Raw genomic sequence first — 23,801 nt, 5'->3', positions numbered from 1 at the left:
ATTTATAGTACCAAATAAAAATACCTTTCAAAACTTGAAAGGTATTTTTTATTTTTAATCTGTAAGATTATTTATAAATTATTCAGAATGAAATCCGTCATTTTCTGATACAGTTGCGGTCTCGTTTGTCCACCATAAATTCCGTGGTTTTTATCCGGATAAGCCATGAAATCAAACTGTTTTTTGTTTTGAATCAAAGCTTCAGAGAATTCCATAGAGTTCTGGAAGTGAACGTTATCATCAGCCGTTCCGTGGATCAATAAGAATTTCCCTTTCAACAGATTAGCATATTCTGTAGGAGAATTTTTATCATATCCATCAGGGTTTTCCTGAGGTGTTCTCATAAATCTTTCCGTATATACAGAGTCATAATATCTCCAGTTGGTCACCGGTGCTACAGCAATTCCCACTTTGAAAACATCTGCTCCTTTAGTCATTGCTAAGCTTGTCATATAACCACCGAAGCTCCATCCGAACATTCCGATTCTGCTTTTATCAATATAAGACTGGTTTCCAAGCCACTTTGCTGCAGTGATCTGATCTTCAATCTCATATTTTCCTAGGTTCATGTAGGTTACTTTCTTGTATTTAGCGCCTTTATAACCGGTTCCACGTCCATCTACACAAGCTACGATATATCCTTTTTGTACAAGATGATTGAACCACATTGCATTTCCGTTATCCCATGAGTTCGCAACCTGTTGAGATCCCGGTCCTGAATATTGGAACATAAACAGAGGATATTTTTTATTAGGATCAAAGTTTTTAGGCTTCATGATCCACGCGTTCATCTGATCACCTACAGCATTGGGAATCGTGATGAATTCTTTTTCAACAAAATTATCCGTTTTTAATTTCTGTAACTGATCGTTGTTGTTTTGAAGTTCTTTTACCGCTTTTCCATTACCGTCTTTTAAAACATAAGTGTAAGGCTTTGATGCAGTAGAAGAGGTCTCAATAAAATAATTATAGTTTTTGCTGAAGTTAGCAGAATTATTTCCTTCAGCATTGGAGATCAGCTGAGCTTTTCCACTTTCAATATTTACTTTGGAAACGACCTTGTTAATACTTCCTTTTTCAGTGGTCTGAACGTAAATTTCTTTTGATTTTGGGTTGAAACCATAATAATCGGTTACCTCCCAGTTTCCTTTGGTGATTTGCTTTTTAAGCTTACCATCTTTGTCATACCAGTAAAGGTGGCGGTTTCCGTCTCTTTCAGAAGCCCAAAGGAAAGAATCATCTTCAAGGAATTCAAGAGTCGGGCTATCTGTATCGATCCACTTATCATCTGTTTCAGTGAATAATTTCTGAACCGCTCCTGTTTTTGTATTTACTTTTAAAATATCTGAAGCATTCTGAATTCTCTCAGAAGTAATTAAAACAATTTCATCAGCTTTTGCTGTCTGGAATACGTTCGGGATGTAATAATTTTTGAAAGAGCCTAAATTCAACGGTGTTGTTTTCCCATTGTCAAGGCGGTATAACTGTGCAGAAACCACAGCATTTTTCTCCCCTGCTTTTGGATATTTATAACGCATTTCAGCCGGATAAAGAGTTTTTCCGTAGATCGGAATATAGATTTCCGGAACCTGGCTTTCATCAGATTTTACAAACACGATGGCATCAGAATTTTTGGTCCATTCATACTGTCTTGCATGTCCGAATTCCTCTTCATATACCCAGTCTGCCAAACCATTCAGGATGGAATTCTTTTTACCATCAGTAGTAACCTGTGTGATTTTTCCTGAGGAAAGATCCTGATAGAATAAATTGTTGTCAGAAATGAACGCCACTTTCGTTGCATCTGGTGAAAATGTTGGTTCCTGAACTGTTTTTCCATCGTTCAGGCTGATTACTTTTCCGGATTTTAAATCTTTTACATCAAACTTCCCAAGAAAAGAATGTCTGTAGATAGGCTGGCTTCCCGTCTGTAAAAGGATTTTAGATTCATCATCAGAAAAAATATAGCTTTCAAATCTTCCGTCCACAAGATTTCCCTCTTTCTGGGAAGTTTTGTAAGAATATTTTGCAATTCCCGACGATTCGATGACAAGATAGTTTTCACCGTTTTTCATGGAAGTGATCCCTGCGATCCCTTTTCCACGGTAATATCCTGAATATATTTTATCTAAAGTGATTTCCTGTGCTGATACACTTTGGAATACAGCCGCAACAGTAAGAGTTAAGAGGAGTTTTTTCATTTCTAATTTTAATGCTTCCAAATTTAATAATTCTTACTTATATAACCATATAAAATAAAAATCAGGACTTCAAGTCCTGATTCTGTATTGTCATTAAGCTTCATGCATCGTTCCCGGATCTCCGGTTTCTGGCGGATAATATCCTTCAGGCGCGCAGAAAGGGTAGGCGTGAGCACAAGGAGAATCTAATCCACCTCCAATCCACCAGATTCTGAGTTGGCAGGTAACTTCGTCTACACATCTTTTCATTCCAGGTAAAACACCTCCGTGTACTTCCTTTAATTGTATTCTTGACATTTTTTTGAAATTTTTCATGGTAAATATTTTTAGTTTTTCGACTCTAAAGTAATAAAAAATATTCAGTAATGAAATTTTAAAAAAAGCAATTTGGCAAAAAAATTGAATATGTTATAATTATAAATCAAATTCAATAATAATTATGGAAACAAATGCATACAATCAGAAACTAAACCGTTACGTATTGAAAGACCAGATTGTTTATACAGGTTTTTCAAGTTTTAATGATGCCGAAGAATGTGCCCATAAAAAAGGAGGTACATTGGTGGAAGTGGTATTTAGAGATGGAAATGATAATCCCGAAATTACAGATGATGGAGGTTTAATTGAGAAAAAAATTCATTACTACGTATATGCAGGTGATGAATACAAATTTATTCATTCCTCAGACCCCGGATTCAGAAAATATGCAGATGAACTGCAGAAAATAAAGGCTAACAATGATAAAACCAGCCCGGATGAGCGGTATTTTGCCAATTTTGAAATTGAAAATATAGAAGATCCGATCATTGTAATCAAGAATGATCATTTTGAGTCGGTAACATCGAGAGAGCGTTCAAAATATTTGAAGCACGCCTGCGTTTATGAATTAGGGGTATCCCTGCCAAAATCTTAAAAAAATCTCATCATGAGCAAGACTAAATATTCAGAAAAAGCTCAGGACAAAGTAGGAAAAGTAATGCACGAATTCAAGGAAGGGAAACTGAAATCTTCTTCCGGACAGAAAGTGACCAACAGAAAACAAGCCATTGCTATCGGTATTTCTGAAGCGAGGGAAGAAGGGTTGAAAGTGCCTGCAAAGAAAAAAAGTAAATAAACTTATAAAAAATGCCCGGAAATTTTTTCCAGGCATTTTCTATAGAAAGCAAAATTATTATTTCGCCTCATTATAAAGTATTATATAATATTCATCCGCCATCCTGTCACTATTAAAATGATCTTTCACATCATCCATTGCATTGTGCTGGATCTTCCTCCACTGATCTGGATTGTCATAATACATTGGAAGAATTTCATTTTCAAGAATTTCATATAATTTGTTTAAATCATAATTGTCCTGTTCGTAGATGCTCATATTCTGATAATCAGCTTTTGGAACTACGAAAGAGTTTTCTCTATGTTTTGCAAATTCCGGAATCCACCCATCATCTGTGGATAAATTGATCGAGCCGTTCATCGCTGCAGTCATACCGGAAGTACCAGACGCTTCTCTTGGAACCCTAGGATTGTTAAGCCATAGATCAGAACCCTGTTTTAAAGATTTACTTAAAGAAAGTTCATAACCGGTAAGAACGGCTATGCTTTTGTGGTTTTTACTTTCTTCCACCAGCGTATTGAAGGTAGAAATAGCCGAATAGTCCATTGGATAAGGTTTTCCTGCCCAAATAATTTGTACAGGATATTTTGGATTATTCAAAAGCCTGTAGAATCTTTCTTTATCATGTAAAAGAAGATCTGCTCTTTTGTAGCCTGCAAATCTTCTGGCCCAGACGATGGTGAAAATATTGGGATTAAATAAATTTCCTGTTTGGTCCGCTACAATGCTGAATAGTTTTTTCTTTAAATGCTTTTTGCGGTAATCGAAAACCGTTGCATCATTTTCATCTTTTGCGTTATATAAAGGTTTATCCGACCAATATTTAAATTCCTGGGCATTGGTGATCGATGTGATTTCGCAGATTCCCGGATATTTACTCCACATTGCTCGGGAAACGACACCATGAAGCTGGGAAACCCCATTGGCTATTCTTGCCATTCTTAATGCACAAAGAGAATGGTTGAAGCGGTCATCGTTGGTACCTTCAATATTTTTTACTTCTTCCATGCTGTAGCCGGAGAAATAGGACATATCATAACATAATCTGAAACTATGCTTTTCGTTACCTGCTTCTTCTGGAGTATGAGTGGTAAAAACCAATTTTTCTTTAACCTTATTGAGATCTCCGTTATATTTTTTTAACAGATAGAATGCTGCAGGAAGTCCATGAGCTTCATTAAGGTGATAAACATCCCTTTCAGTATTCATTTCATCCAGAAGCTTTGCACCTCCTTTTCCTAATAAAATATATTGTGCCAGTTTTGTAGATTCATTCGCATCATATAATTTGTGGCAGATTGTTTTGGAAACATGATCATTTTCCGGAACGTCTGTTGAAAGAAAAAACATAGGTGCCGTATTGAAAATTTCAGGATCAAGGTACCATACTTTTACCCAGACAGGAGCACTGTGAATTTCGATTTGAAATTTTATTCCGGTGTCTTCAAGAAAGCTGTACATTTTTCTTGTCCATACCGGCTGTAAAGTCTGATCATGATTTCTCGCCTGGTCATAGTAACCGAATTTCCATAGGATACCGATTCCGATAAGATCCTGCTTAAGATTATAGGCACTTCTCATATGAGATCCTGCCAAAAAGCCAAGTCCTCCCGAATATATTTTCAGAACCTGCTCAAGAGCAAATTCCATCGAGAAATAAGCGGTTTTTTTTGAATATTGAGGATTGATGTTGTAGGGTATTCTGAAATTCCTAAAATCCATAAATGTGTGTTTGTGTTTAAAAAGCCAAAGGTATTAATAATGAAAATAAACTTTACATTAATTAATAGATAAATTAATTTTAAAATGAAGCATTGAATGCTTTTTTTACTTACCTTTAAGAGTGTAAAATTTTGATTATCAAAAACTTTTAGTGGTGAAGGCCAATGGCAGCATGTGTTCTTAATTAAATAAAAAAATCACACATGAAAAAGACATTTTCTGAGGAAGATCTGATCAAGAATCTGAGTTTATACTATCTGAATCGGCATTTGAAAAAAAAGCCCATGGAGAAGTATCACCGTACCATAGACGAATCTCTGCTTCATGATCGTGAAAAATACAGAAAGAAGTCGGAAATCCTTCTTCTCAACTCTTTTATGCATCATTTCCCCGAAGTTAAATTTGAAAATCTTACCTGCGAGAGTCCAGACTTTATCGCAAAATTAAACGACAAAAAAATTGGAATAGAACTGACTGAAGTGATCAATCATCTGGAAATGAAGAAGGTAGAAAGTACTTTAAATAAGATGTTTCGTCAGGCAGAAATATTATTAGAACAAGAAGACACTACGAAATATCGTGGTGTTTATTTTTTAGAATTCTATCCGGAAACTAAATTTGATAACCTGGAAGCACAGCAGGATAATATCATCAGTATCTACAAAAGTATCAAGCGGAGTAAGGGAGTAGGCTGTGTAAAAAGTATAAGGAAATCCTTTCACCGGAGAAATGTTTTTATCACGCATGAATACAATATGAATCTTTTTGATGAACTCTGCTCAGAAAAGATCTTAGAACTCATAGAAAAAAAGAACGAAAAATTTCCCTACTACGACACTTCAGTGGATGAATGCTGGCTGGTAATTGTTTCAGATATGAATTCTATTGCTTCCAGATATACTTTTATTCAGGATAAAGAACATTTGAAAGAAGTGAAAAGTCCCTTTCATAAAATATTCCATCTCGAAAATCTGTGTGGGAATATTACGAGTATAAAATGATAGTTTTTTTTGTTATATGTTTAATTATTTAATGTTTTAATTTGAAATAATTTAAAATTATTCGGATTTCATTGTTTGTAATTAAAATATAGGTATATTTGGTGTGCATTGACTATCAATATGATGTCTCACTAATGTAACCATAAAAACATTAATATATGAGAAAACTTTTACTTTTCATACTTCTGTGTATCTCTCATACTTTCTATGCTCAAGCGGATTGTGCCACTGCATTGTCTGTTTGTGGAAACTCAAATATTACCTATAGCCCTACTGGATATGGTGACATAAAAGAGCTGGTGAATTCAGGAAGCTGTATAGATTTTACTGGAGAGCACAACTCCATTTGGTATAAAATTACGATTGCCACCGGAGGAACACTTACTTTTGATCTTGTTCCGAATAATCCTGACGCCGATTACGATTGGGCTATTTTTGGTCCTAATGTAACCTGTGGAAGTTTGGGATCACCAATACGTTGTAATGCTGCAACGGTTATCGGCCCAGGTCCTGCTACAGGATTAAATATGACAAGTACCATTCTGAGTGCTGCCGGAGGTTCTCTTACGCCATACTGTAAATACATGGATGTTTTACCGGGGCAAACCTATTATTTATTCATTGATAACTGGGTGAGTGCAACAAGTTCTACCACAGCTCCATTTTCTTTGACATGGGGAGGAACAGCAACATTGGCTTCTCCGTTCACAGATCCGAATATCCAGACTCAGCCATTTAATCCTCCTGGGATTCCGGCTGCTAATCCTGCAGACCCAAGAGAAGTTGTCATATGTTCTCCTACAGTTTTATTTAATTTTTCTACGCTGTCTATGGGAATTCTTAACGGAAATCAAAACTTTAATGTAAGTTATCATTTGACTCAGAATGATGCCTTAACAGGGAATAATCCTATTACAGCTCCAATAACGGTAAATACAACTACTGTTTATTATTACAGTATCAATTATACCGATCCAACGAGCGCAACCAATCCACTTAATAAATGTAAACAGGTCGGAAAATTTAAATTCAAAGATGGTTCTATTACAGCTAAAAATGTAACATTGACTCAGTGTAACAATAATAATGCAGGAACAGCCTTGTTTGATCTAACGACAGCAGATGTTATTAACAATCCAAATGTTACTAAAAAATATTATTATACGATGGCAGATCTCAACGCCGGGATCAATGAAATTACCACCCCTATGGCGTTTGTCTCTGCAGAAGGGATTATTTATGTAAAGATCATATCAGAATTTGGCTGTACTGCCGTTGCTCAGATTACCTTGAAATTCTATCCGGTAGTGGTAGTGAATGAGGCCACCTTGAGATCATGTTTCATCGAATCCAATCCATCTACTGCCTCTTTCAATCTTGTGAATGCTTCAGTAACGGGTCAGACAAATCCAACAAAAAAATATTACCCTTCATTGACAGATGCTGTCAGTCAGACCAATGAGATTCTGACCCCTACTAATTATATTGCTCCTAATGGATTTGTATACGTAAGAGTTTCTAATGCTCAGGGATGTTATACGGTAGCCAGAATTACTTTAGTCGTTATTGCGCCGGTATATTCTGATACTCTGAAAGATGTAACCATTTGTGCAGAAGATCAAACCACGCTGGATGCGGGAGCAGGATTTAAAAGCTATGAATGGAGTACTGGAGCAACCACCCGAACTATTAAAGCAGGAATCGGAGTGTATTGGGTAAAACTTAAAACCGGAGAATGTATTGCGACACAAACTGTAAAAGTACTGCCTTCTGACCAGCCTGTTGTTTCCGGTATTGATATTTCCAATAATTCGGTTACAATATCTGTAATAGGAGGAACCCCAGCTTATAAATATTCAATGGATAATATTATTTGGCAGGATTCCAATGTTTTCAATAATCTTTCAAGAGGAGATCATAAAGTATTTGTAAAAGATGCTTACGACTGTGATCCAATAGAGATAGGAATTGTTGTCCCTAATCTGGTTAACGTAATTACCCCTAATGCAGATGGGATGAATGATGTGATTGATTATTCCGCGTTAGCAAGAAAACAAAACCTGATAATGAATGTTTTTGACCGATATGGAAATAAAATCTTCCAGGCAGATAAATCAAATGGTTATAAATGGGATGGTACTCAAGGCGGAAGAGTAGTGCCTACCGGAACCTATTGGTATTCTATCACATGGAATGAAAATGATAAAAAGAATACAGCAATCAAATTTACAGGTTGGGTATTGGTGAAAAACAGAGAGTAACAAAAATATAATACATAGATAAAACCACTTCAATGAAGTGGTTTTTATTTTTAAAAGTTATTAAATTAGAAGTCAAAATAGAAAGAATGAAAGACCTGTTTATAAAACGATTCGAATACTATAAATCGCTTGGTGATAAGGCATTTGACCAGTTGACGGATGAGCAGATGTTCTGGCAGTACAACGAAGAAAGTAATTCTATTGCCATCATCGTAAAACATCTGGCAGGAAACATGCTTTCAAGATGGACAAACTTCCTGACAGAAGACGGTGAGAAATCCTGGCGTCATCGTGATGAAGAATTTGTCAATACTTTTAAGACAAAAGATGAGGTTCTTGATTACTGGGAAAAAGGCTGGAAATGTCTTTTTGATGCTTTGAATCAAATAAATGATGAAAATATCTACTCAACAATTTATATAAGAGGAGAGGCACATTCTGTTGTTGATGCTGTTTTCCGACAGTTGGCTCATTACCCCTATCATGTTGGGCAAGTTGTTTATATTGCTAAAATGATGAAAAATGAAGATTGGAGTACATTATCGATTGCAAAAAACCGCTCTCAAGAATTTAATACTGAAATGAAAAGCAAACTTTCCAATAGTGAATTGGAACTCAATTCATCACCCGTCTGTTTTCAAAACAGCCCCGAAGTAAGGGACGAATATAAACAATAGATTGAATCGATCTTGCGTTCTTATTAAAATTACTATCTTTGCACCCATAAAATTCAGGAGTAACAAATGTCTACTTTTCACAGAACTGCCGCGTTTCATACACTTGGCTGCAAACTAAACTTTGCAGAAACATCTACTATTGCCCGTCAATTAACAGATGCAGGTTATGATAAGGTAAGCTTTGATGAAAAAGCGAATGTGTATGTTATCAATACATGTTCTGTGACAGAAAATGCAGACCGTGAATGTAAACTTCACGTAAGAAGAGCAATGAAAGCCAATCCGGAAGGGCTGGTAGTCATTGTTGGATGCTATGCACAGCTGAAACCTGAAGAAATTTCACAGATTGAAGGCGTTGACCTTGTTTTAGGGGCAAAAGAAAAATTCAATATTCTGAGCTACCTTGACGATTTGGAGAAATCTGAGAGTGAAGGAGTCGTTCATTCATGTGAAATTGAAGAGACAGACTTCTTTATCGGAAGTTATTCTATTGGTGACAGAACCAGAGCTTTCCTTAAAGTACAGGATGGCTGTGATTATAAATGTACTTACTGTACGATTCCATTAGCCAGAGGAATTTCACGTTCGGATACTATTGAAAATGTTCTTAGAAATGCAGCAGAAATTGCGGCAAAAGACATCAAAGAAATTGTTCTTACAGGGGTAAATATCGGAGATTACGGTAAAGGTGAATTCGGAAATAAAAGACATGAGCATACGTTTCTTGATCTTATTTCAGAATTGGATAGAGTAGATGGAATTGAAAGAATCCGTATTTCTTCTATTGAGCCTAACCTTTTGAAAGATGAAAGCATTGAGCTGGTTTCCAAAAGCAAAAGCTTTGTTCCGCATTTTCACATTCCGTTACAGTCGGGATGCGATGACCTCTTGAAAAAGATGAAACGTCGTTATCTTACCAAATTATATAATGACAGAGTAAACAAAATCCGCGAGGTAATGCCTGATGCGGCTATTGGTGTAGACGTTATTGTAGGATTCCCGGGAGAAACTGAGGAGAAGTTTATGGAAACGTATAATTTCCTTAATGAACTTCCTATTACCTATCTTCATGTATTTACGTATTCTGAAAGAGAAAATACAGAAGCTGCTGATATGGAAGGAGTAGTTCCGATACCAGAAAGAAAAAAACGTAATAAAATGCTGAGAATTCTCTCTGAAAAGAAGAAAATGGCATTTTATCAGACACAACTTGGAAAAACGCTTCCTGTTCTTTGGGAGCATGAAAATAAAGACGGGAAAATGTTTGGCTTCACAGAAAATTATGTGAGAGTCCAGAAAGACTTTGATCCTGCATTCGTCAATCAAATCGAATTTCTAAATTTAGAAAAAATCCTGTCAGATGGCACGGTTTCAGTGCAATCTTCCTACCAAAATTTTTTAGCAAAAGCATAGGCTCTTTGCAAAATTTCCACTAAATTTATTTTTAAACTTTAAATACTACATTCATGAGAGATAAGTTTTTATCTTGGGGAATTGTATTAGTAGTTGCTACATGGATTATAGCACTGCTGATCAGAACGCATTATTGGATACCAACACTGTTATCCGCAATCTATGCATTGGGTGTTTACAATGCTTACCAATCGAAACACGCTATTTTGAGGAACTTTCCTGTATTGGGATATCTCAGATATTTTTTCGAAAGCATTTCACCCGAAATGCAGCAATACTTTATTGAGAGGGAAACAGACGGGAAACCATTTCCAAGAAATCAGCGTTCTGCAGTATACAGACGTGCTAAAAACTTAAGTGATACCGTAGCTTTTGGTACACAGCTGGAGGTTAATCACAGAAAATATGAAGGAATTAAGCATTCTATTTATGCAAAATCCCCTTCAGAAGAACTTCCGAGAGTCTGGGTAGGAGGAGAGCAGTGTACACAGCCTTATCATGCATCTCTGCTTAATATCTCCGCAATGAGTTTCGGAGCATTGAGCGACAGAGCTCAGATTTCACTGAACAGAGGCGCAAAAAAAGGAAATTTTTATCACAACACAGGAGAAGGAGGAGTTTCACCCCATCACATGGAAGGAGGTGATTTATGCTGGCAGATAGGAACAGGATATTTCGGATGCCGTGATGAGGAAGGGAAATTCAATCCTGAGCTCTTCAAAAAATATGCTACACTTCCTAATGTAAAAATGGTTGAGATCAAATTATCACAGGGAGCAAAGCCAGGACACGGAGGAGTACTTCCGGGCGTAAAAAATACTCCGGAAATTGCAGCAATTCGTCACGTAACACCGGGAATGACCGTTATTTCACCACCATCACATACATCATTCTCAGATGCAGCCGGATTACTGAGGTTTGTACAGCATTTAAGAGACCTTTCAGGAGGAAAACCGGTTGGATTTAAACTTTGTATCGGAGATACCAAAGAGTTTGAAGATATCTGTGTACAAATGAATGTTTTGAAAATTTATCCAGACTTTATTACGATAGACGGAGCAGAAGGGGGAACAGGAGCAGCACCACCAGAATTTTCAGATGGAGTAGGAATGCCATTGGAGCCTGCTTTGATATTTGTCAACAGAACACTTAATAATTACAACGTAAGAAGTAAATTAAGAGTGATTGCGAGCGGGAAAGTTCTTACCAGCCTGGATATTCTGAGAGCCATTTCAATGGGAGCTGATATGTGTAACAATGCCAGAGGATTTATGTTCTCTTTGGGATGTATTCAGGCGTTGAGATGTAATACCAACAACTGTCCTACAGGAGTTGCTACACAGGATAAAATGCTTATTAAAGGGCTTGATGTCACGGATAAAGCAGAAAGAGTATATCACTTCCACAAAAATACACTTCACACCTGCAATGAACTGATTGCTGCTGCTGGAAGAAGCTCTTATGAAGAAGTAGATGCTACCATGTTTATGAGAGGAGATGAATTTGACCACCTTGCAGACCTTTACTTCCCGGATATTTTAGGAAATGTAAAGCAAAAGGCAAGACCTTAGTTTTAGCCACAATAGAGATATAAATAACCCCCGCAATACTTATTACGGGGGTTATTTATTATTTTATCTGAATTTTTCGTTATTCCTTATGGTCTTGTAGCTCTGTTGTACACCTGGAAGTTGAAAACAAAAGTTTTATTTCTCAATGAGATCACCTGGCTGTACCCTGGATAATTGTAAGGGAAATAAGGATCTCTTGCAAAAGCAGCTCTTGAAGGAACGATAATTACTCCCTGTAAGTTATAAGGTGTTTCGCTAGGATAGTTATTAAATGCTTTAAACTTCTGCATCGCTTCACTGAATCCTTCAATCATATAATAACTTTGCTGTTTTGCAGCATCCGTAGTTGCATTTTTGATTAATGGATCATTTGGAGATGTATAATAATATTTAGGATCAATTGCAGGAATTCCAGTTCCGTTTACTGTATTCATGAAATCTGTAGCAGCAGTAAATAAAGACTGTCCGTCTGTATTGATCGCAAGATACGTGGTAGCTTTCATCATTACTTTAAGAATATCTGTGCTGCCAATAGTTTGTTCCTCAGCTGGTGAAGGCTGAGCTCCGTTTCTAATGATATAAATAGTTCCTGAAGGAAGTGTTTTATAATCTAAGTCAGATAATTTCTTTTCATTATCATCTGAAGTATCCGTAGAACTAAAAGCTTTTATATTTCCCTGCGCATCGAGATAGTTCTCATTCATGAACTTCTTAATGGCTTGATCATCATATGTGTTTTGTGTTGTAATGTCTTCCGGCTCTACATAGCTTGATACATCATCATCTTTTTTACAAGCAGAAAAACACAAAGATCCTGCAAGGATATATAAAAATATTTTTTTCATTTCAAAAAACTTTAATTACTTTACAAATAATATAACGGCAAAAGTATAAAAAAATATGAGAATAGATAAATTTTTATGGAGCATTCGTTTTTATAAGACGAGAAATATTGCAGCAGAGGAGATTAAAAAGAATAGAGTTTCTATAGGAACGTCTGCCGTAAAGTCATCTAAGGAGGTAAAAGAAGGAGATACTATTAAAATCCGTAAAAATCAAATTGACTATAAAATAAAGGTCATTCAGATACCCAAAAGTAGAATTGGAGCCAAATTAGTTCCGCTTCATATCCAGGATGTGACCGATAAGGAACAATACGAACTACTGAAAATTCGTAAAATGTCCCAAGACTATTACAGAAACAAAGGTGAGGGAAGACCTACCAAGAAAGATAGAAGAGAGATGGACGACTATGTAGGAAATGATATTGCTTCTGATTTTACAGATTGGGATGATTTCTTTGGAGAGACCAATAATGGGGATGAAAAGGATGATTAAAATAAAAATAGAAAAGCTCTAGAGATAGAGCTTTTCTACTATTTCGTTAACAATATCTTCCGGTTCCCTGGAATCCGTTCCTATGCTAAACTGAGCCTTACTGTAGAATTGATTTCTTTCAAATAAGTGCTTAGCGATGAATTCCGGGAGGTCTGCATCAGAAATATTAGCAATTAGCGGCCTTTTTTCCTTCTGTTTTGAAAGTCTTTCAACCAATGTACCTACAGAAGTTCTCAGAAAAATACTTTTAGAATTATGATTGATGATCTCCATGTTGTTGTAATAAACAGGAGTTCCACCACCTAGACTTAAAACTAAATTTTCTTCTGAAGCCAATATCTCTTCCAGGGCCTCTCTTTCCAGCTTTCTAAAGTAAATTTCCCCCTTCTTTTCAAATATTTCAGGAATGGTTAATTTATTTCTTCTGGAAATCTCTTTATCCAGATCAATGAGTTTAAAATTGATTTTTTCGCTTAATATTTTGGAAATGTGAGATTTGCCACTTCCCATGTATCCGATCAATGAAATTACCATGAATTTTTTTTAAACAAATTTGCGAAAAAGTTTTGAGATAAAGAAAAAAGTCATATCTTTGCACCACTTAAAACAAGGGACATTACTCTAATTAAAACTTGTTAAATAAGTGACCGACTCGGTAGCTCAGCTGGTAGAGCAATACACTTTTAATGTATGGGTCCTGGGTTCGAATCCCAGCCGGGTCACTAGCAATAAAAATTACTAAATTTTGTAATTTTATTGCCTGCGTGGTGAAATTGGTAGACACGCCATCTTGAGGGGGTGGTTTCCTAAGGATGTGCTGGTTCGAGTCCAGTCGCAGGCACTGCAAAGAAAAATTTATAATTAATATTGAAATTTATTTCATTTTAATTGTGGCCGACTCGGTAGCTCAGCTGGTAGAGCAATACACTTTTAATGTATGGGTCCTGGGTTCGAATCCCAGCCGGGTCACAAGTTTACTGAAAAGTAAATTTTTTTCATATTAATATTTTGTGATTTGGTGTTTCAAAGGCTTCCCTCAGGAGGCCTTTGATTTTTTTTTGTATTGATTACAAAGATCTCTTTACATGCATTCTTTTGTATTTAAATAAAATTATGCTCAGCATTAAGCCGATATCTCCGTTTTAACTTTAAGGTATAAAAAATAAAAAACTCTGATCAGATATGTGATCAGAGCTGCTTTTTTGTTATTTTATTAAAAGAATAATCTTTTGATTTTTCCTTTATATTTTAATCTAAATGCATATTGTCAATTAATCTCACTCCGTCTACAACCACTACAATAAAAGCTCTGAAATTTCTGTCCTTGTAGAAGAAATCTGTTTCCTGTAATGTGTTTTCGTCAGCAATCAGAAAATATTCCAGTTTCATTCCCTGCTGGTTGTCAAAAATATCAGCAACTCTTTCTTTGATTTCCGGTATGGTAACGGTTCTGAACCAGTCGTTTACTTTCTTTAATGTCTCATAAATCACTTTAGAAACTTCTTTTCGATCTTCATGAAGCCTTTGGTTTCTTGAGCTTAACGCCAATCCATTTTCTGCTCTGTAAATAGGAACACCCGTTATTTTAACAGGAATGTGCTTTTTGTCTACCATTTTTTTAATGATAGCGAGCTGTTGAAAATCTTTTTCTCCAAAATAAGCATTATCGGGCTTTATTTGTCTGAAAAGTTCCTCTACAACAGTTCCTACTCCGTCAAAATGTCCTGGTCTTGATTTTCCTTCCATTTCATTTTCCAATCCATCAAAATCATAACGCTGGCTCTCAGCTTTTTCAGGGTAAATATCTGTTAATTCAGGGATATAAACAGCATCTACAAGACCCGAATTCTGAAGAATTAAAATGTCTCTGTTGATATCTCTTGGGTACTTTTCAAGATCTTCAGGATTGTTGAACTGGGTTGGATTTACAAAAATTGAAGAAATAACAAGGTCATTTTCTTTTCTTGCCTCTTCATACAGAGAAAGATGACCCTTATGTAAAGCACCCATAGTAGGAGCAAAGCCAATTCTTTTTCCCATTTCTTTCTGTCTTTCAATGAAATCCTGAAGGACTTTCCTGTTTTTTATAACTTCCATAGTTTATTTTAATACTATTTCAAAAATAGTAAAAATATCGCATAATAATATGCAGTTTTAATAATTAGGAAAAGGGAATTTTCGTAAAAAAATGTTAATTAAAATAATGTTGGATGTTTTTTTGTAATTTTGCACATTAAAGCATTTTTACAAAAATTAGATAGAAAGTTTATGCCGAATCAAAAAATACTGTACATTACTACAGAGATGTATCCATATCAAGAAGACACGAATATGGCTGCAGTGGTAAACAAAATGGCACTTAAGATGCACCAAGAAGGCAATGATGTAAGAGTTTTTATGCCAAGATTTGGACAAATAAGTGAGAGAAAGTTCCAGCTTCATGAAGTAATCCGCCTTTCAGGGATGAATATCATTATCAATGATCTGGATCAGCCTCTAATCATTAAAGTAGCGTCTCTTCCGGGGGAAAGACTTCAGGTTTACTTTATTGATAATGAAGAATACTTCAAAAGAAAACAATATTATTTCGACGATGAAGGAAACCCTTTCGACGATAATGACGAAAGAGCTATTTTCTTTGCTAGAGGGGTTATTGAAACCATTAAGAAGCTAAACTGGGTACCAGATGTTATTCATTTGAACGGATGGATGTCTTCTTTTGTTCCAATTTATCTTAAAACTTACTACGAATCAGATACTTATTTCAAAGACGCAAAAATTGTACTTTCTCTTTACAATGAGAAAGATGCTGACCTGGATAAAAAGATCGACGAAAAACTAAAGTTCGATAATATTTCAGGATTAAAAGCGTTAGATAACCCAACGATTAAAAGCTTTGTTATCGAAAGTATGAACTATGTAGATGCCGTTGTGAAAGGTGACGAGTTTCTGGATGAAGACCTGGATAAGGCTTTCAACGAAACCACTATCCAAAAGTCGGAATATCTGGATATAGATTCTATAAATCAACTTTATTAAAAACACATTTTTAATGACTCATAATCTTAAAAAGACATTCGCCGTACTTTTACTGGCGATTTTCGGAAGTACAATCCTTTATAACTGTGAACCTGATCCGGATTCTCTTGGAGAACAGTTATTCAACAATGATGCAGCACAAGGGAATGAAATTTCATATGACGTTGTTGCATACAACTACAATAATAATGATTCCATCAGAAGTGATGCTGCCAGATTGATCAACGGATTAAACGAAAGTGGTGGTGCCCTTACAGTGGGTGTGCTTGGTGCTTTTACAGAAGGTAACTTCGGAATGCAGAGAGCTTCTTACATTACTCAGCTAAGAATGCCGGTAGATAATTTTGACTTTAACGGTGCTAATCCAAAGGTAGATTCTGTTGTTTTGGTAGTAAGACCACCAGCAAACACGATTGCCAACACTTATTTCTTTGAAAGTGATTCATTAAAAACTAGTACATTCGAGAAAAGTGATTTCCCGGTAGACGGAGTGGCTACAGCGGTTTCGATCGAGAAGAAAACGTATCCTGTTCGTAAATACGGTAAAATAGGAGGAGCTTCAAAATCAATGAAAATCAATGTACATGAAGTGACTACGTTCTTAGATTCAAATGATGATAAGTTCAAACGTTCCAATGTGCCCGTAAGTACTGGTGAACTTTTAGGTTCAGGAGTATTTAACGGGAACGTAAGCTCTGTATCTATTACTAAAAAATCTGATAATTCAGTTGTATTTACAGGAAACCTTGGATTCAGAATAAAACTGAGTAATACAGACTTTTTCCAGACTCATATTCTTGATAAAAAAGGAAAACCTGAACTTCAGGATGCTTCTAACTTTATCAGATATTTTAAAGGGATAAAAATTTCTGTGGATGAAACGGATAGATATCTTTACCAGTTCTCTCCTAATGATCTGCAGCTTATCATGTATTATAAATATGAGAAAACAGATAACGGAATCGTAACAAAACCACAAACAACACTTGCTTTCAATGTAGGAGGTCTTAATGCTCATATTGGACAATATGAATACAACAGAGGTGGAACTCCTTCTGCAAACGCATTGGCATCAATTAATACTACAGACGGTGACAAGAAACTCTATATTCAGGGAATGGGAGGTCCTTCAGCAGTAGTGAAAATTCCTGATGCTACCATTGCAGATCTTAGAGACATCTATAACAAAGACAAAGCAGGTATTCTAAGTGCTAAAATCAGAGTATATTTAGATCCGGCAAGCTGGAAAAATACAAATTCAACGGAAGACCGCAGATTTGCAGTGAATCCAATGAAGGCTGATGGTACTGTTGATTTCTCAAAACTAGCCTTTACATCAGATTTGTTAGCTGGGCTTGGTTTATATAGTTATAATGAGAGTAAGGGTTATTACGATTTTGTAGTGACAAAAACAATCAAGGATCTTGTTGAAGGAAAAAAAGAAACAGTTGATGGAGTTGAACAGCTTATAACGAATAAACCACTTTGGATCAATGCTGGGACATTTGCTGCAAATTCTGCAGGAAATCTTTTAGGAGTTCGTAATACGACAAGAGCATTTGATATGAATAGAATGATACTTACAGGTTCATTAGATAAAACGAATGCGAACAGAGTCCAGCTGAAAGTGACTTACGCTACAAAAAAATAGAATACAATAAAAAAACACTAGACAAAATAATATGTGCGGAATAGTAGGATATACGGGTTTTCAAGACGCTTACGAAATTGTAATCAATGGTCTTAGAAGATTGGAATATAGGGGGTATGATAGTGCCGGGATTGTTTTAGAAGGTCCAGATAATAAACTGGAGGTTGAAAAAACAAAAGGTAAGGTTGAGGATTTGGTGAATATTTCTAAAGAATTAAAAGGGAAGTATAAAATTGGAATGGGGCACACCCGTTGGGCTACCCATGGAGTTCCAAGTGACAGAAACTCCCACCCGCATTTGTCAAATAACGGAAAAATAGCAATTGTACATAATGGTATTATCGAAAACTATGATACCATTAAAACAATGCTTACTGAAAAAGGATATACCTTCAAGTCAGAAACAGATACTGAAGTTTTGGTAAATCTTATTCAATATTTTATGGATCTTAATCCAGAAATAGATTTCCCTACTGCTGTAAGATATGCGTTGAACGAAGTATATGGAGCATACGCAATTACTGTACTTCATGAAGATTATCCTGGGGTATTGGTAGTAGGAAGACTAGGATCTCCTCTTGCCATAGGAATCGGAGATAAAGAATATTTTATTGCATCTGATGCTTCACCTTTCGTAGAATTTACAAAAGAAGCCATTTATCTTGAAGAAGGACATATGGCAACAATTTCTCTTGAAAATGGAGTAGATATCAGAACCATCAATGATAATTCTAAAATTGAGCCGGAAATTCAGAAGCTTAAAATGAGCCTTGAACAAATTGAAAAAGGTGGATATGAGCATTTTATGCTTAAAGAGATCTTTGAACAGCCTAAATCTGTACACGATACAATGAGAGGTAGACTTCTTGTTGATGAAGGAGTAATCAAAATGGCTGGGATCTGGGATCACCTTGAGAGATTCAAAAACGCTAACAGAATTATCATTATTGCTTGTGGAACTTCATGGCATGCCGGTCTTATCGGAGAATACCTTATTGAAGAATACGCAAGAATTCCTGTTGAAGTAGAATATGCATCAGAATTCAGATACAGAAACCCTATCATTACAGACAAAGATGTGGTGATTGCCATTTCTCAGTCTGGAGAAACAGCTGATACAATGGCTGCTTTGAAGCTGGCAAAAGAAAAAGGTGCATTTATATATGGTATATGTAATGTTGTAGATTCTTCTATTGCAAGAATTACAGATGCAGGTTCATATACACATGCTGGTCCTGAAATTGGAGTTGCTTCTACAAAAGCATTTACAGCACAGCTTACTATTCTTACTTTAATTGCATTTAAATTAGGAAAACACAACGGAAACTTAGGAAATGCTGAATTTATGAGCTTAATTGCTGAGCTTGATGCTCTTCCTAAGAAAATTGAAGAAGTGTTGAATACGACCCATGAGCTGACTCAGAATATTGCAAAAGATTTTGTGAAAGCAACCAACTTCCTTTATTTAGGAAGAGGATACAATTATCCTGCTGCCTTAGAGGGAGCATTAAAACTAAAAGAAATTTCTTACATCCATGCAGAAGGATACCCGGCTGCAGAAATGAAGCACGGTCCGATTGCCCTGATCGATGAAAACATGCCAATTGTAATTATAGCACCTAAAAAAGGTCACTATGATAAGATTGTAAGTAATGTTCAGGAAATTAAAGCGAGAAAAGGAAAAATTATCGCTGTAGTGAATAAAGGAGACCGTCAGGTGAGTGAAATGGCAGATTATGTTATTGAAATCCCTGAAACTTCAGAATGTTTCTCACCTATTGTTGCTTCCGTACCTCTGCAACTGCTTGCTTATTACATTGCAGTATATAGAGGAGCCAACGTAGACCAACCGAGAAACCTTGCAAAATCTGTAACCGTAGAGTAAAAAGTTGTTGTAAATAAAATAAATTTAGATTTCCTTCGTTATTTTAAAAAAAATCTTAAAAGTTTCTTAAAAAAATTATATATTTACGGCTTAATTATAAAAATTAACATGAAAAGGATATTTCTTTTATTATTGTCTGCGTCGGTAGCATCGGTATCTTGTTCAGGTGGTGGCAGCTCTTCTGTAGGGAAGCCAGGAACAAAAGGAGAATTGATACCAAGAGAAAAAACTAAATCATTTGTTGCGGAAAGACCATACGGAATGGTCGCAATTCCAGCAGGTTCATTTGTTGCTGGTTTAGCAGACCAGGATCCAACAAATACTCCTGAAAAGTCAGCATTGAAGACTGTTACTGTTTCTTCTTTCTTCATGGATGAAGCAGAAACTACCAACTCGGAGTACAGAGTATTTATCAATTATGTAAGAGACTCTATTGCGAGAACTTTACTAGCTGAAGCTGCCGGAGAAGGTGGTGATGAAGGCGGACGTAAAGGAGCTAGCATTGGAGACTATGCATATCTTGCTAAAAAAGAAGAAAACTTAACACCTTATCAAGAATATATGGAAGGCCAGGGTGGCCGAGAAGACGGAAGCTATGATGCCAGCAAAAGATTAGATTGGAAAATTCCTTTGCATTGGAGCACAACAAAATATCCGGATGTAGAATACGCAGAAGTTTTAGAATCTCTGTATCTACCTTCTTCTTCCAGAATTGGAAACGAAAGAATTTTAGATGTAAGCAAGCTTAAATATACTTACCGTTGGGGAGATATGGACGCTGCAGTTGCTGATAACGAAAGAGGAGCTAATTATCTGAAAAGCGAAAGTATCGCGATCTATCCTGATACTACCGTTTGGGTAAAAGATTTCCACTTTGCTTACAATGAGCCTTTGTTTGAACAGTATTTCTGGCACAAAGCTTACAAAGACTATCCTGTAGTTGGAGTAACTTGGGATCAGGCAAGAGCTTATTGTAACTTCAGATCTAAATTGAAATCTGATTACAACGAAAGTTTAAAAAGAAAAAAACAAAAACCATTAATGTTCCGTCTTCCAACAGAAACAGAATGGGAATATGCTGCAAGAGGGGGAATGCAAAATGCTACTTACCCTTGGGGTGGTCCATATTTAATGGATGACAGAGGTTGTTACCTTGCTAACTTCAAACCGAAGAGAGGTAATTACATGGAAGACGAGAAAAAAGGTACTTATACATATACAGCTCCAGTTAAGAAATTTAAGAAAAATGGGTTTGGGTTATTTGATATGGCTGGAAACGTTTCTGAATGGACATTATCTTCATTTAACAACTCTTCAGGTGGGTTCTCTTCTACATTAAATCCTTCTACTAAGGATAAAAAAGATACGAAGAAATCTGTAAGAGGTGGATCTTGGAAAGATATAGGATATGCCCTAATGACAGGTGCTAGAGATTGGGAAAGAAAAGATTCCGCAAGAAGCTATATCGGATTCAGAACTGTACAGGATATTCCTGAAGCAGCTGTTAAACCAAGAAGAGTTAACAGAAATTAATCAGACAATTTTTCAATAACAATTTTATTTAACATTAAAAAAACTAACTCAATATGTTTAAGACTAAAGATGCTTGGATGAATTTCTTTTATTCATTCGGTGCTGCAATTGTAATTCTTGGAGCTTGGCTTAAAATTACTCACATTACCTTGGGACCAATTAATGGTAATATCGCTCTTACGGTAGGACTTATTACTGAGGCTATTATCTTTATCATTTTCGCATTTGACCCTCCAAAATCTGAAGAGTCTTATGCTTGGGAAAATGTTTATCCTGAGTTATTAGATAAACATGCTAACCCAAATCCTTTACATTCTAATGTTTCTTCTAGAAATAATAATGCTGCAGCTCAATTTGCTGAATTAGAAAATTCTCTTTCAAAAAAATTGGACAAAATGCTTGAAGATGCAAGATTAGACGTTCAATTATTTGATAGATTAAGAACAGGAATTGATAAATTTTCAAACTCTGTTGATCAGATCAATCAAACTGTTGATGTTTCTGCTTCTACTCATAAATATAATGACCAATTAAATAAAGCAGCTCAGCATATGGAAAGTATGAATGCTCTTTATACAATGCAATTGGAAAGCGGTAAAAAACAATCTGAGTTTGCTAACAAATATGTAGCAGACATGCAGAAATCTGCAGAGCAGTCTGAGAAATTCAATCAAGAACTACAAGGTTTAACTTCTAATCTTAATAATTTAAATAGAGTTTATGGTGGTATGTTAACTGCTATGAAGTCTTAATTCCTAAACCATTTCTAAATTTAACTACTTAATCAAAAAACAAAGAAAAGAGAATGGCACAAGGAAAACAGACCCCTCGTCAGAAGATGATCAACCTGATGTATTTGGTGTTCATCGCGATGATGGCCCTAAATATTGATGCAGAAATCATCAGATCATACTATGACTCTACCAGAGCATTGAATGAAACCAGAACTTTAACAGAAAAAAAGAACGAAAAGATATTTGAAAGAACGCTGGAAGCGAAGGCTCAGCAGGTTCCTGATACTTACGCACAGCCTTGGTCTCAGTATAAAGTACTGAAATCTAAGATTGATGTATTGGTAAAATCTTCTCAGGATATCAAGGATCTGTTGAAAAAACAGTCTGAATTTCATGAAAAAGATGCTCAAGGAAAAGATATTGATGTAAGTGAGAACTTTGCTGCACTTAACAATAACGAAGCAACTACTGAATATTTCTTTAATGAAGGAGATGAAAATTCACCTTCAAAGAATGCATTAGATTTAAAAGCTAAAATTGATGACGTAAGAAATTACATCAATGCTACTTTTGGTAATAATGCTCAGCTTAAAGATTTAGTTGAAAGAGCTAACAAGTCTCTTATTGCAGAATATCCTAAGGGAACATCTCCAAACGAAAAGACTTGGTTCCAAAATAAATTTTATCATCAGCCGTTAATCGCTGCAATATCTAATTTGGAGATTATCCAAAATGATGCCAGAAATGTACAGTCTGATGCATTGGCACTATTACTTCAGGAAAAAGTAGATGCGAATATTAAATTCTCAAGCTATGAGCCTATTGTTTCAGGTCCGGTAGATATCCAGGCAGGAAAACAAGCAGAAGTAAAAGTAATGTTAGGAACTTATTCTAACAGCAATAAGATCAGCATCTCTGGAGTAAGCAGAGTAGAAAACGGTAAAGGTATTACCCAAATTTCAGGTTCTGGAATTGGTGAACATAAATTAGGAGGTACTATTACATTGACAGATGCTACAGGTAAGCCACAATCTTTCCCTTGGACGCATACTTATAATGTAATTGCAGGACCAAGAGAAGTAAAACTTGAAAAAGGATTATTACTTTCTGCAGATAAAATGAATGTAATGTATAGAGGACTTGAGAACCCTGTTTCAGGATCAATCTTAGGTGCTGACAATTCAAGACTTTCATTATCTGCTGCAGGAGCTACTGTGAAAAGTACAGGTACAGGTAAATGGGATGTTACCCCTACTACAGGAAACGTAGTTAAATTAACATTATCAGGAACTGATCCATATGGTAAAACTGTTTCTCAGGTATTTGAATACAGAATTAAGAATATTCCTAGACCTCAGGGTCAGATCAGAGGTAAAGCAGTAAACTTTATGCCGGCAGGTTCTATACCTAACCAGATTATTTCAGCTACTTTACCAGACTTTGACTTCCCTGTTTCATTTACTGTAAATAGCTTTATCATTAAGCTTCCAGGAAAAGCAGGTACTCTGATTCAAGGTAGTTCATTATCAGGAGCAGAAGGTATGCTTAGAAATCTTAGACCAGGCGATGTAGTTCAGATCTATGATATTCAGGCAACTGCTACAGGACTTGGAAACCAGAGACTTAAGGAGATTTCACCTGTAATTATTAATGTACAATAA

20 protein-coding genes and 3 tRNA genes are annotated in these 23,801 nt (G+C 35.8%); 17 read left to right on the top strand and 6 right to left on the bottom strand.

Annotation, left to right across the window (positions count from 1 at the left end; translation table 11 throughout):
* Positions 1 to 71: 71 nt before the first annotated feature.
* Complete coding sequence (locus LF886_RS20640; protein WP_236851405.1) at positions 72 to 2,201, bottom strand: S9 family peptidase; 2,130 nt, start codon at positions 2,199 to 2,201, stop codon at positions 72 to 74.
* 93 nt (positions 2,202 to 2,294) lie between these two features.
* A complete protein-coding gene (locus tag LF886_RS20635; protein ID WP_236851404.1) occupies positions 2,295 to 2,516 on the bottom strand; it encodes a bacteriocin-like protein in 222 nt (73 codons plus the stop codon).
* Between the two features lie 124 nt (positions 2,517 to 2,640).
* On the opposite strand from LF886_RS20635, the gene LF886_RS20630 reads away from it, so the two are divergent.
* Complete coding sequence (locus LF886_RS20630) at positions 2,641 to 3,114, top strand: hypothetical protein (protein ID WP_236851403.1); 474 nt, start codon at positions 2,641 to 2,643, stop codon at positions 3,112 to 3,114.
* A 12-nt stretch (positions 3,115 to 3,126) separates the two neighbouring features.
* Complete coding sequence (locus LF886_RS20625) at positions 3,127 to 3,315, top strand: DUF6496 domain-containing protein (RefSeq protein ID WP_236851402.1); 189 nt, start codon at positions 3,127 to 3,129, stop codon at positions 3,313 to 3,315.
* A gap of 57 nt (positions 3,316 to 3,372) precedes the next feature.
* Here LF886_RS20625 and glgP read toward each other — a convergent pair whose 3' ends face one another.
* Positions 3,373 to 5,037, bottom strand: coding sequence for an alpha-glucan family phosphorylase (gene glgP / locus LF886_RS20620; protein WP_236851401.1), 1,665 nt, complete (start codon positions 5,035 to 5,037; stop codon positions 3,373 to 3,375).
* A gap of 203 nt (positions 5,038 to 5,240) precedes the next feature.
* Between glgP and LF886_RS20615 the strand changes: the two genes are divergently transcribed.
* From LF886_RS20615 to LF886_RS20595, 5 genes are all read left to right on the top strand, one after another.
* Complete coding sequence (locus tag LF886_RS20615) at positions 5,241 to 6,038, top strand: hypothetical protein (protein ID WP_236851400.1); 798 nt, start codon at positions 5,241 to 5,243, stop codon at positions 6,036 to 6,038.
* Between the two features lie 158 nt (positions 6,039 to 6,196).
* Positions 6,197 to 8,299, top strand: coding sequence for a T9SS type B sorting domain-containing protein (locus LF886_RS20610; protein WP_236851399.1), 2,103 nt, complete (start codon positions 6,197 to 6,199; stop codon positions 8,297 to 8,299).
* 86 nt (positions 8,300 to 8,385) lie between these two features.
* Positions 8,386 to 8,976, top strand: a complete 591-nt coding sequence (locus LF886_RS20605; protein ID WP_236851398.1) for a DUF1572 domain-containing protein — start codon at positions 8,386 to 8,388, stop codon at positions 8,974 to 8,976.
* 66 nt (positions 8,977 to 9,042) lie between these two features.
* Entirely contained in the window at positions 9,043 to 10,389 is a 1,347-nt protein-coding gene (gene mtaB / locus LF886_RS20600; protein ID WP_124530768.1) for a tRNA (N(6)-L-threonylcarbamoyladenosine(37)-C(2))-methylthiotransferase MtaB, read from the top strand.
* A 53-nt stretch (positions 10,390 to 10,442) separates the two neighbouring features.
* The gene (locus LF886_RS20595; RefSeq protein ID WP_236851397.1) at positions 10,443 to 11,960 is read left to right on the top strand and encodes an FMN-binding glutamate synthase family protein; all 1,518 of its coding nucleotides are present in this window, start codon (positions 10,443 to 10,445) and stop codon (positions 11,958 to 11,960) included.
* A gap of 86 nt (positions 11,961 to 12,046) precedes the next feature.
* Here LF886_RS20595 and LF886_RS20590 read toward each other — a convergent pair whose 3' ends face one another.
* Positions 12,047 to 12,805 carry a hypothetical protein gene (locus tag LF886_RS20590; protein ID WP_236851396.1) on the bottom strand — a complete coding sequence of 253 codons (759 nt, stop codon included), beginning with the start codon at positions 12,803 to 12,805 and terminating at the stop codon, positions 12,047 to 12,049.
* A 55-nt stretch (positions 12,806 to 12,860) separates the two neighbouring features.
* Here LF886_RS20590 and LF886_RS20585 point away from each other — a divergent pair, with 55 nt between their 5' ends.
* Positions 12,861 to 13,298, top strand: coding sequence for an RNA-binding S4 domain-containing protein (locus LF886_RS20585; protein ID WP_236851395.1), 438 nt, complete (start codon positions 12,861 to 12,863; stop codon positions 13,296 to 13,298).
* Positions 13,299 to 13,316: 18 nt separating this feature from the next.
* Here the strand turns inward: LF886_RS20585 and LF886_RS20580 are convergent, their stop codons facing one another.
* On the bottom strand, positions 13,317 to 13,832 hold the full coding sequence (locus LF886_RS20580) for a shikimate kinase (RefSeq protein WP_236851394.1): 516 nt from the start codon (positions 13,830 to 13,832) through the stop codon (positions 13,317 to 13,319).
* A 115-nt stretch (positions 13,833 to 13,947) separates the two neighbouring features.
* On the opposite strand from LF886_RS20580, the gene LF886_RS20575 reads away from it, so the two are divergent.
* From LF886_RS20575 to LF886_RS20565, 3 genes are all read left to right on the top strand, one after another.
* Positions 13,948 to 14,020: transfer RNA gene (locus tag LF886_RS20575), tRNA-Lys, on the top strand.
* 36 nt (positions 14,021 to 14,056) lie between these two features.
* Positions 14,057 to 14,139 (top strand) — tRNA-Leu (locus LF886_RS20570).
* 55 nt (positions 14,140 to 14,194) lie between these two features.
* A tRNA-Lys gene (locus LF886_RS20565) sits at positions 14,195 to 14,267 on the top strand.
* A gap of 279 nt (positions 14,268 to 14,546) precedes the next feature.
* Here the strand turns inward: LF886_RS20565 and panC are convergent.
* Positions 14,547 to 15,395, bottom strand: a complete 849-nt coding sequence (gene panC, locus LF886_RS20560; protein WP_236851393.1) for a pantoate--beta-alanine ligase — start codon at positions 15,393 to 15,395, stop codon at positions 14,547 to 14,549.
* 171 nt (positions 15,396 to 15,566) lie between these two features.
* Between panC and LF886_RS20555 the strand changes: the two genes are divergently transcribed.
* The 6 genes from LF886_RS20555 to LF886_RS20530 all read left to right on the top strand — a co-directional run bounded on the left by LF886_RS20555 (position 15,567) and on the right by LF886_RS20530 (position 23,801).
* On the top strand, positions 15,567 to 16,337 hold the full coding sequence (locus tag LF886_RS20555; protein ID WP_236851392.1) for a glycogen/starch synthase: 771 nt from the start codon (positions 15,567 to 15,569) through the stop codon (positions 16,335 to 16,337).
* A gap of 13 nt (positions 16,338 to 16,350) precedes the next feature.
* On the top strand, positions 16,351 to 17,988 hold the full coding sequence (locus LF886_RS20550) for a DUF4270 family protein (RefSeq protein WP_236851391.1): 1,638 nt from the start codon (positions 16,351 to 16,353) through the stop codon (positions 17,986 to 17,988).
* A gap of 31 nt (positions 17,989 to 18,019) precedes the next feature.
* On the top strand, positions 18,020 to 19,873 hold the full coding sequence (gene glmS / locus LF886_RS20545) for a glutamine--fructose-6-phosphate transaminase (isomerizing) (RefSeq protein ID WP_236851390.1): 1,854 nt from the start codon (positions 18,020 to 18,022) through the stop codon (positions 19,871 to 19,873).
* Between the two features lie 108 nt (positions 19,874 to 19,981).
* Positions 19,982 to 21,406 (top strand): gliding motility lipoprotein GldK, encoded by a 1,425-nt coding sequence (gene gldK / locus LF886_RS20540; RefSeq protein WP_236851389.1) that lies wholly within the window; start codon positions 19,982 to 19,984, stop codon positions 21,404 to 21,406.
* A gap of 53 nt (positions 21,407 to 21,459) precedes the next feature.
* Positions 21,460 to 22,158 (top strand): gliding motility protein GldL, encoded by a 699-nt coding sequence (gldL, locus tag LF886_RS20535; protein ID WP_236851388.1) that lies wholly within the window; start codon positions 21,460 to 21,462, stop codon positions 22,156 to 22,158.
* A gap of 53 nt (positions 22,159 to 22,211) precedes the next feature.
* The gene (locus LF886_RS20530; RefSeq protein ID WP_236851387.1) at positions 22,212 to 23,801 is read left to right on the top strand and encodes a GldM family protein; all 1,590 of its coding nucleotides are present in this window, start codon (positions 22,212 to 22,214) and stop codon (positions 23,799 to 23,801) included.

It is taken from the genome of Chryseobacterium sp. MEBOG07, assembly GCF_021869745.1.
GTDB classification, from domain to species: Bacteria; Bacteroidota; Bacteroidia; order Flavobacteriales; family Weeksellaceae; genus Chryseobacterium; species Chryseobacterium viscerum.
The sequence above is the reverse complement of the archived record's forward strand: the minus strand, read 5'-3'. Positions and strand labels throughout refer to the sequence as shown.

What these genes read in the sequence shown, in the direction of transcription:
- LF886_RS20640 (WP_236851405.1), bottom strand. Translation starts at nt 2,201, where the DNA reads ATGAAAAAACTCCTCTTAACTCTTACTGTTGCGGCTGTATTCCAAAGT.
- LF886_RS20635 (WP_236851404.1), bottom strand. Translation starts at nt 2,516, where the DNA reads ATGAAAAATTTCAAAAAAATGTCAAGAATACAATTAAAGGAAGTACAC.
- LF886_RS20630 (WP_236851403.1), top strand. Translation starts at nt 2,641, where the DNA reads ATGGAAACAAATGCATACAATCAGAAACTAAACCGTTACGTATTGAAA.
- LF886_RS20625 (WP_236851402.1), top strand. Translation starts at nt 3,127, where the DNA reads ATGAGCAAGACTAAATATTCAGAAAAAGCTCAGGACAAAGTAGGAAAA.
- glgP (WP_236851401.1), bottom strand. Translation starts at nt 5,037, where the DNA reads ATGGATTTTAGGAATTTCAGAATACCCTACAACATCAATCCTCAATAT.
- LF886_RS20615 (WP_236851400.1), top strand. Translation starts at nt 5,241, where the DNA reads ATGAAAAAGACATTTTCTGAGGAAGATCTGATCAAGAATCTGAGTTTA.
- LF886_RS20610 (WP_236851399.1), top strand. Translation starts at nt 6,197, where the DNA reads ATGAGAAAACTTTTACTTTTCATACTTCTGTGTATCTCTCATACTTTC.
- LF886_RS20605 (WP_236851398.1), top strand. Translation starts at nt 8,386, where the DNA reads ATGAAAGACCTGTTTATAAAACGATTCGAATACTATAAATCGCTTGGT.
- mtaB (WP_124530768.1), top strand. Translation starts at nt 9,043, where the DNA reads ATGTCTACTTTTCACAGAACTGCCGCGTTTCATACACTTGGCTGCAAA.
- LF886_RS20595 (WP_236851397.1), top strand. Translation starts at nt 10,443, where the DNA reads ATGAGAGATAAGTTTTTATCTTGGGGAATTGTATTAGTAGTTGCTACA.
- LF886_RS20590 (WP_236851396.1), bottom strand. Translation starts at nt 12,805, where the DNA reads ATGAAAAAAATATTTTTATATATCCTTGCAGGATCTTTGTGTTTTTCT.
- LF886_RS20585 (WP_236851395.1), top strand. Translation starts at nt 12,861, where the DNA reads ATGAGAATAGATAAATTTTTATGGAGCATTCGTTTTTATAAGACGAGA.
- LF886_RS20580 (WP_236851394.1), bottom strand. Translation starts at nt 13,832, where the DNA reads ATGGTAATTTCATTGATCGGATACATGGGAAGTGGCAAATCTCACATT.
- panC (WP_236851393.1), bottom strand. Translation starts at nt 15,395, where the DNA reads ATGGAAGTTATAAAAAACAGGAAAGTCCTTCAGGATTTCATTGAAAGA.
- LF886_RS20555 (WP_236851392.1), top strand. Translation starts at nt 15,567, where the DNA reads ATGCCGAATCAAAAAATACTGTACATTACTACAGAGATGTATCCATAT.
- LF886_RS20550 (WP_236851391.1), top strand. Translation starts at nt 16,351, where the DNA reads ATGACTCATAATCTTAAAAAGACATTCGCCGTACTTTTACTGGCGATT.
- glmS (WP_236851390.1), top strand. Translation starts at nt 18,020, where the DNA reads ATGTGCGGAATAGTAGGATATACGGGTTTTCAAGACGCTTACGAAATT.
- gldK (WP_236851389.1), top strand. Translation starts at nt 19,982, where the DNA reads ATGAAAAGGATATTTCTTTTATTATTGTCTGCGTCGGTAGCATCGGTA.
- gldL (WP_236851388.1), top strand. Translation starts at nt 21,460, where the DNA reads ATGTTTAAGACTAAAGATGCTTGGATGAATTTCTTTTATTCATTCGGT.
- LF886_RS20530 (WP_236851387.1), top strand. Translation starts at nt 22,212, where the DNA reads ATGGCACAAGGAAAACAGACCCCTCGTCAGAAGATGATCAACCTGATG.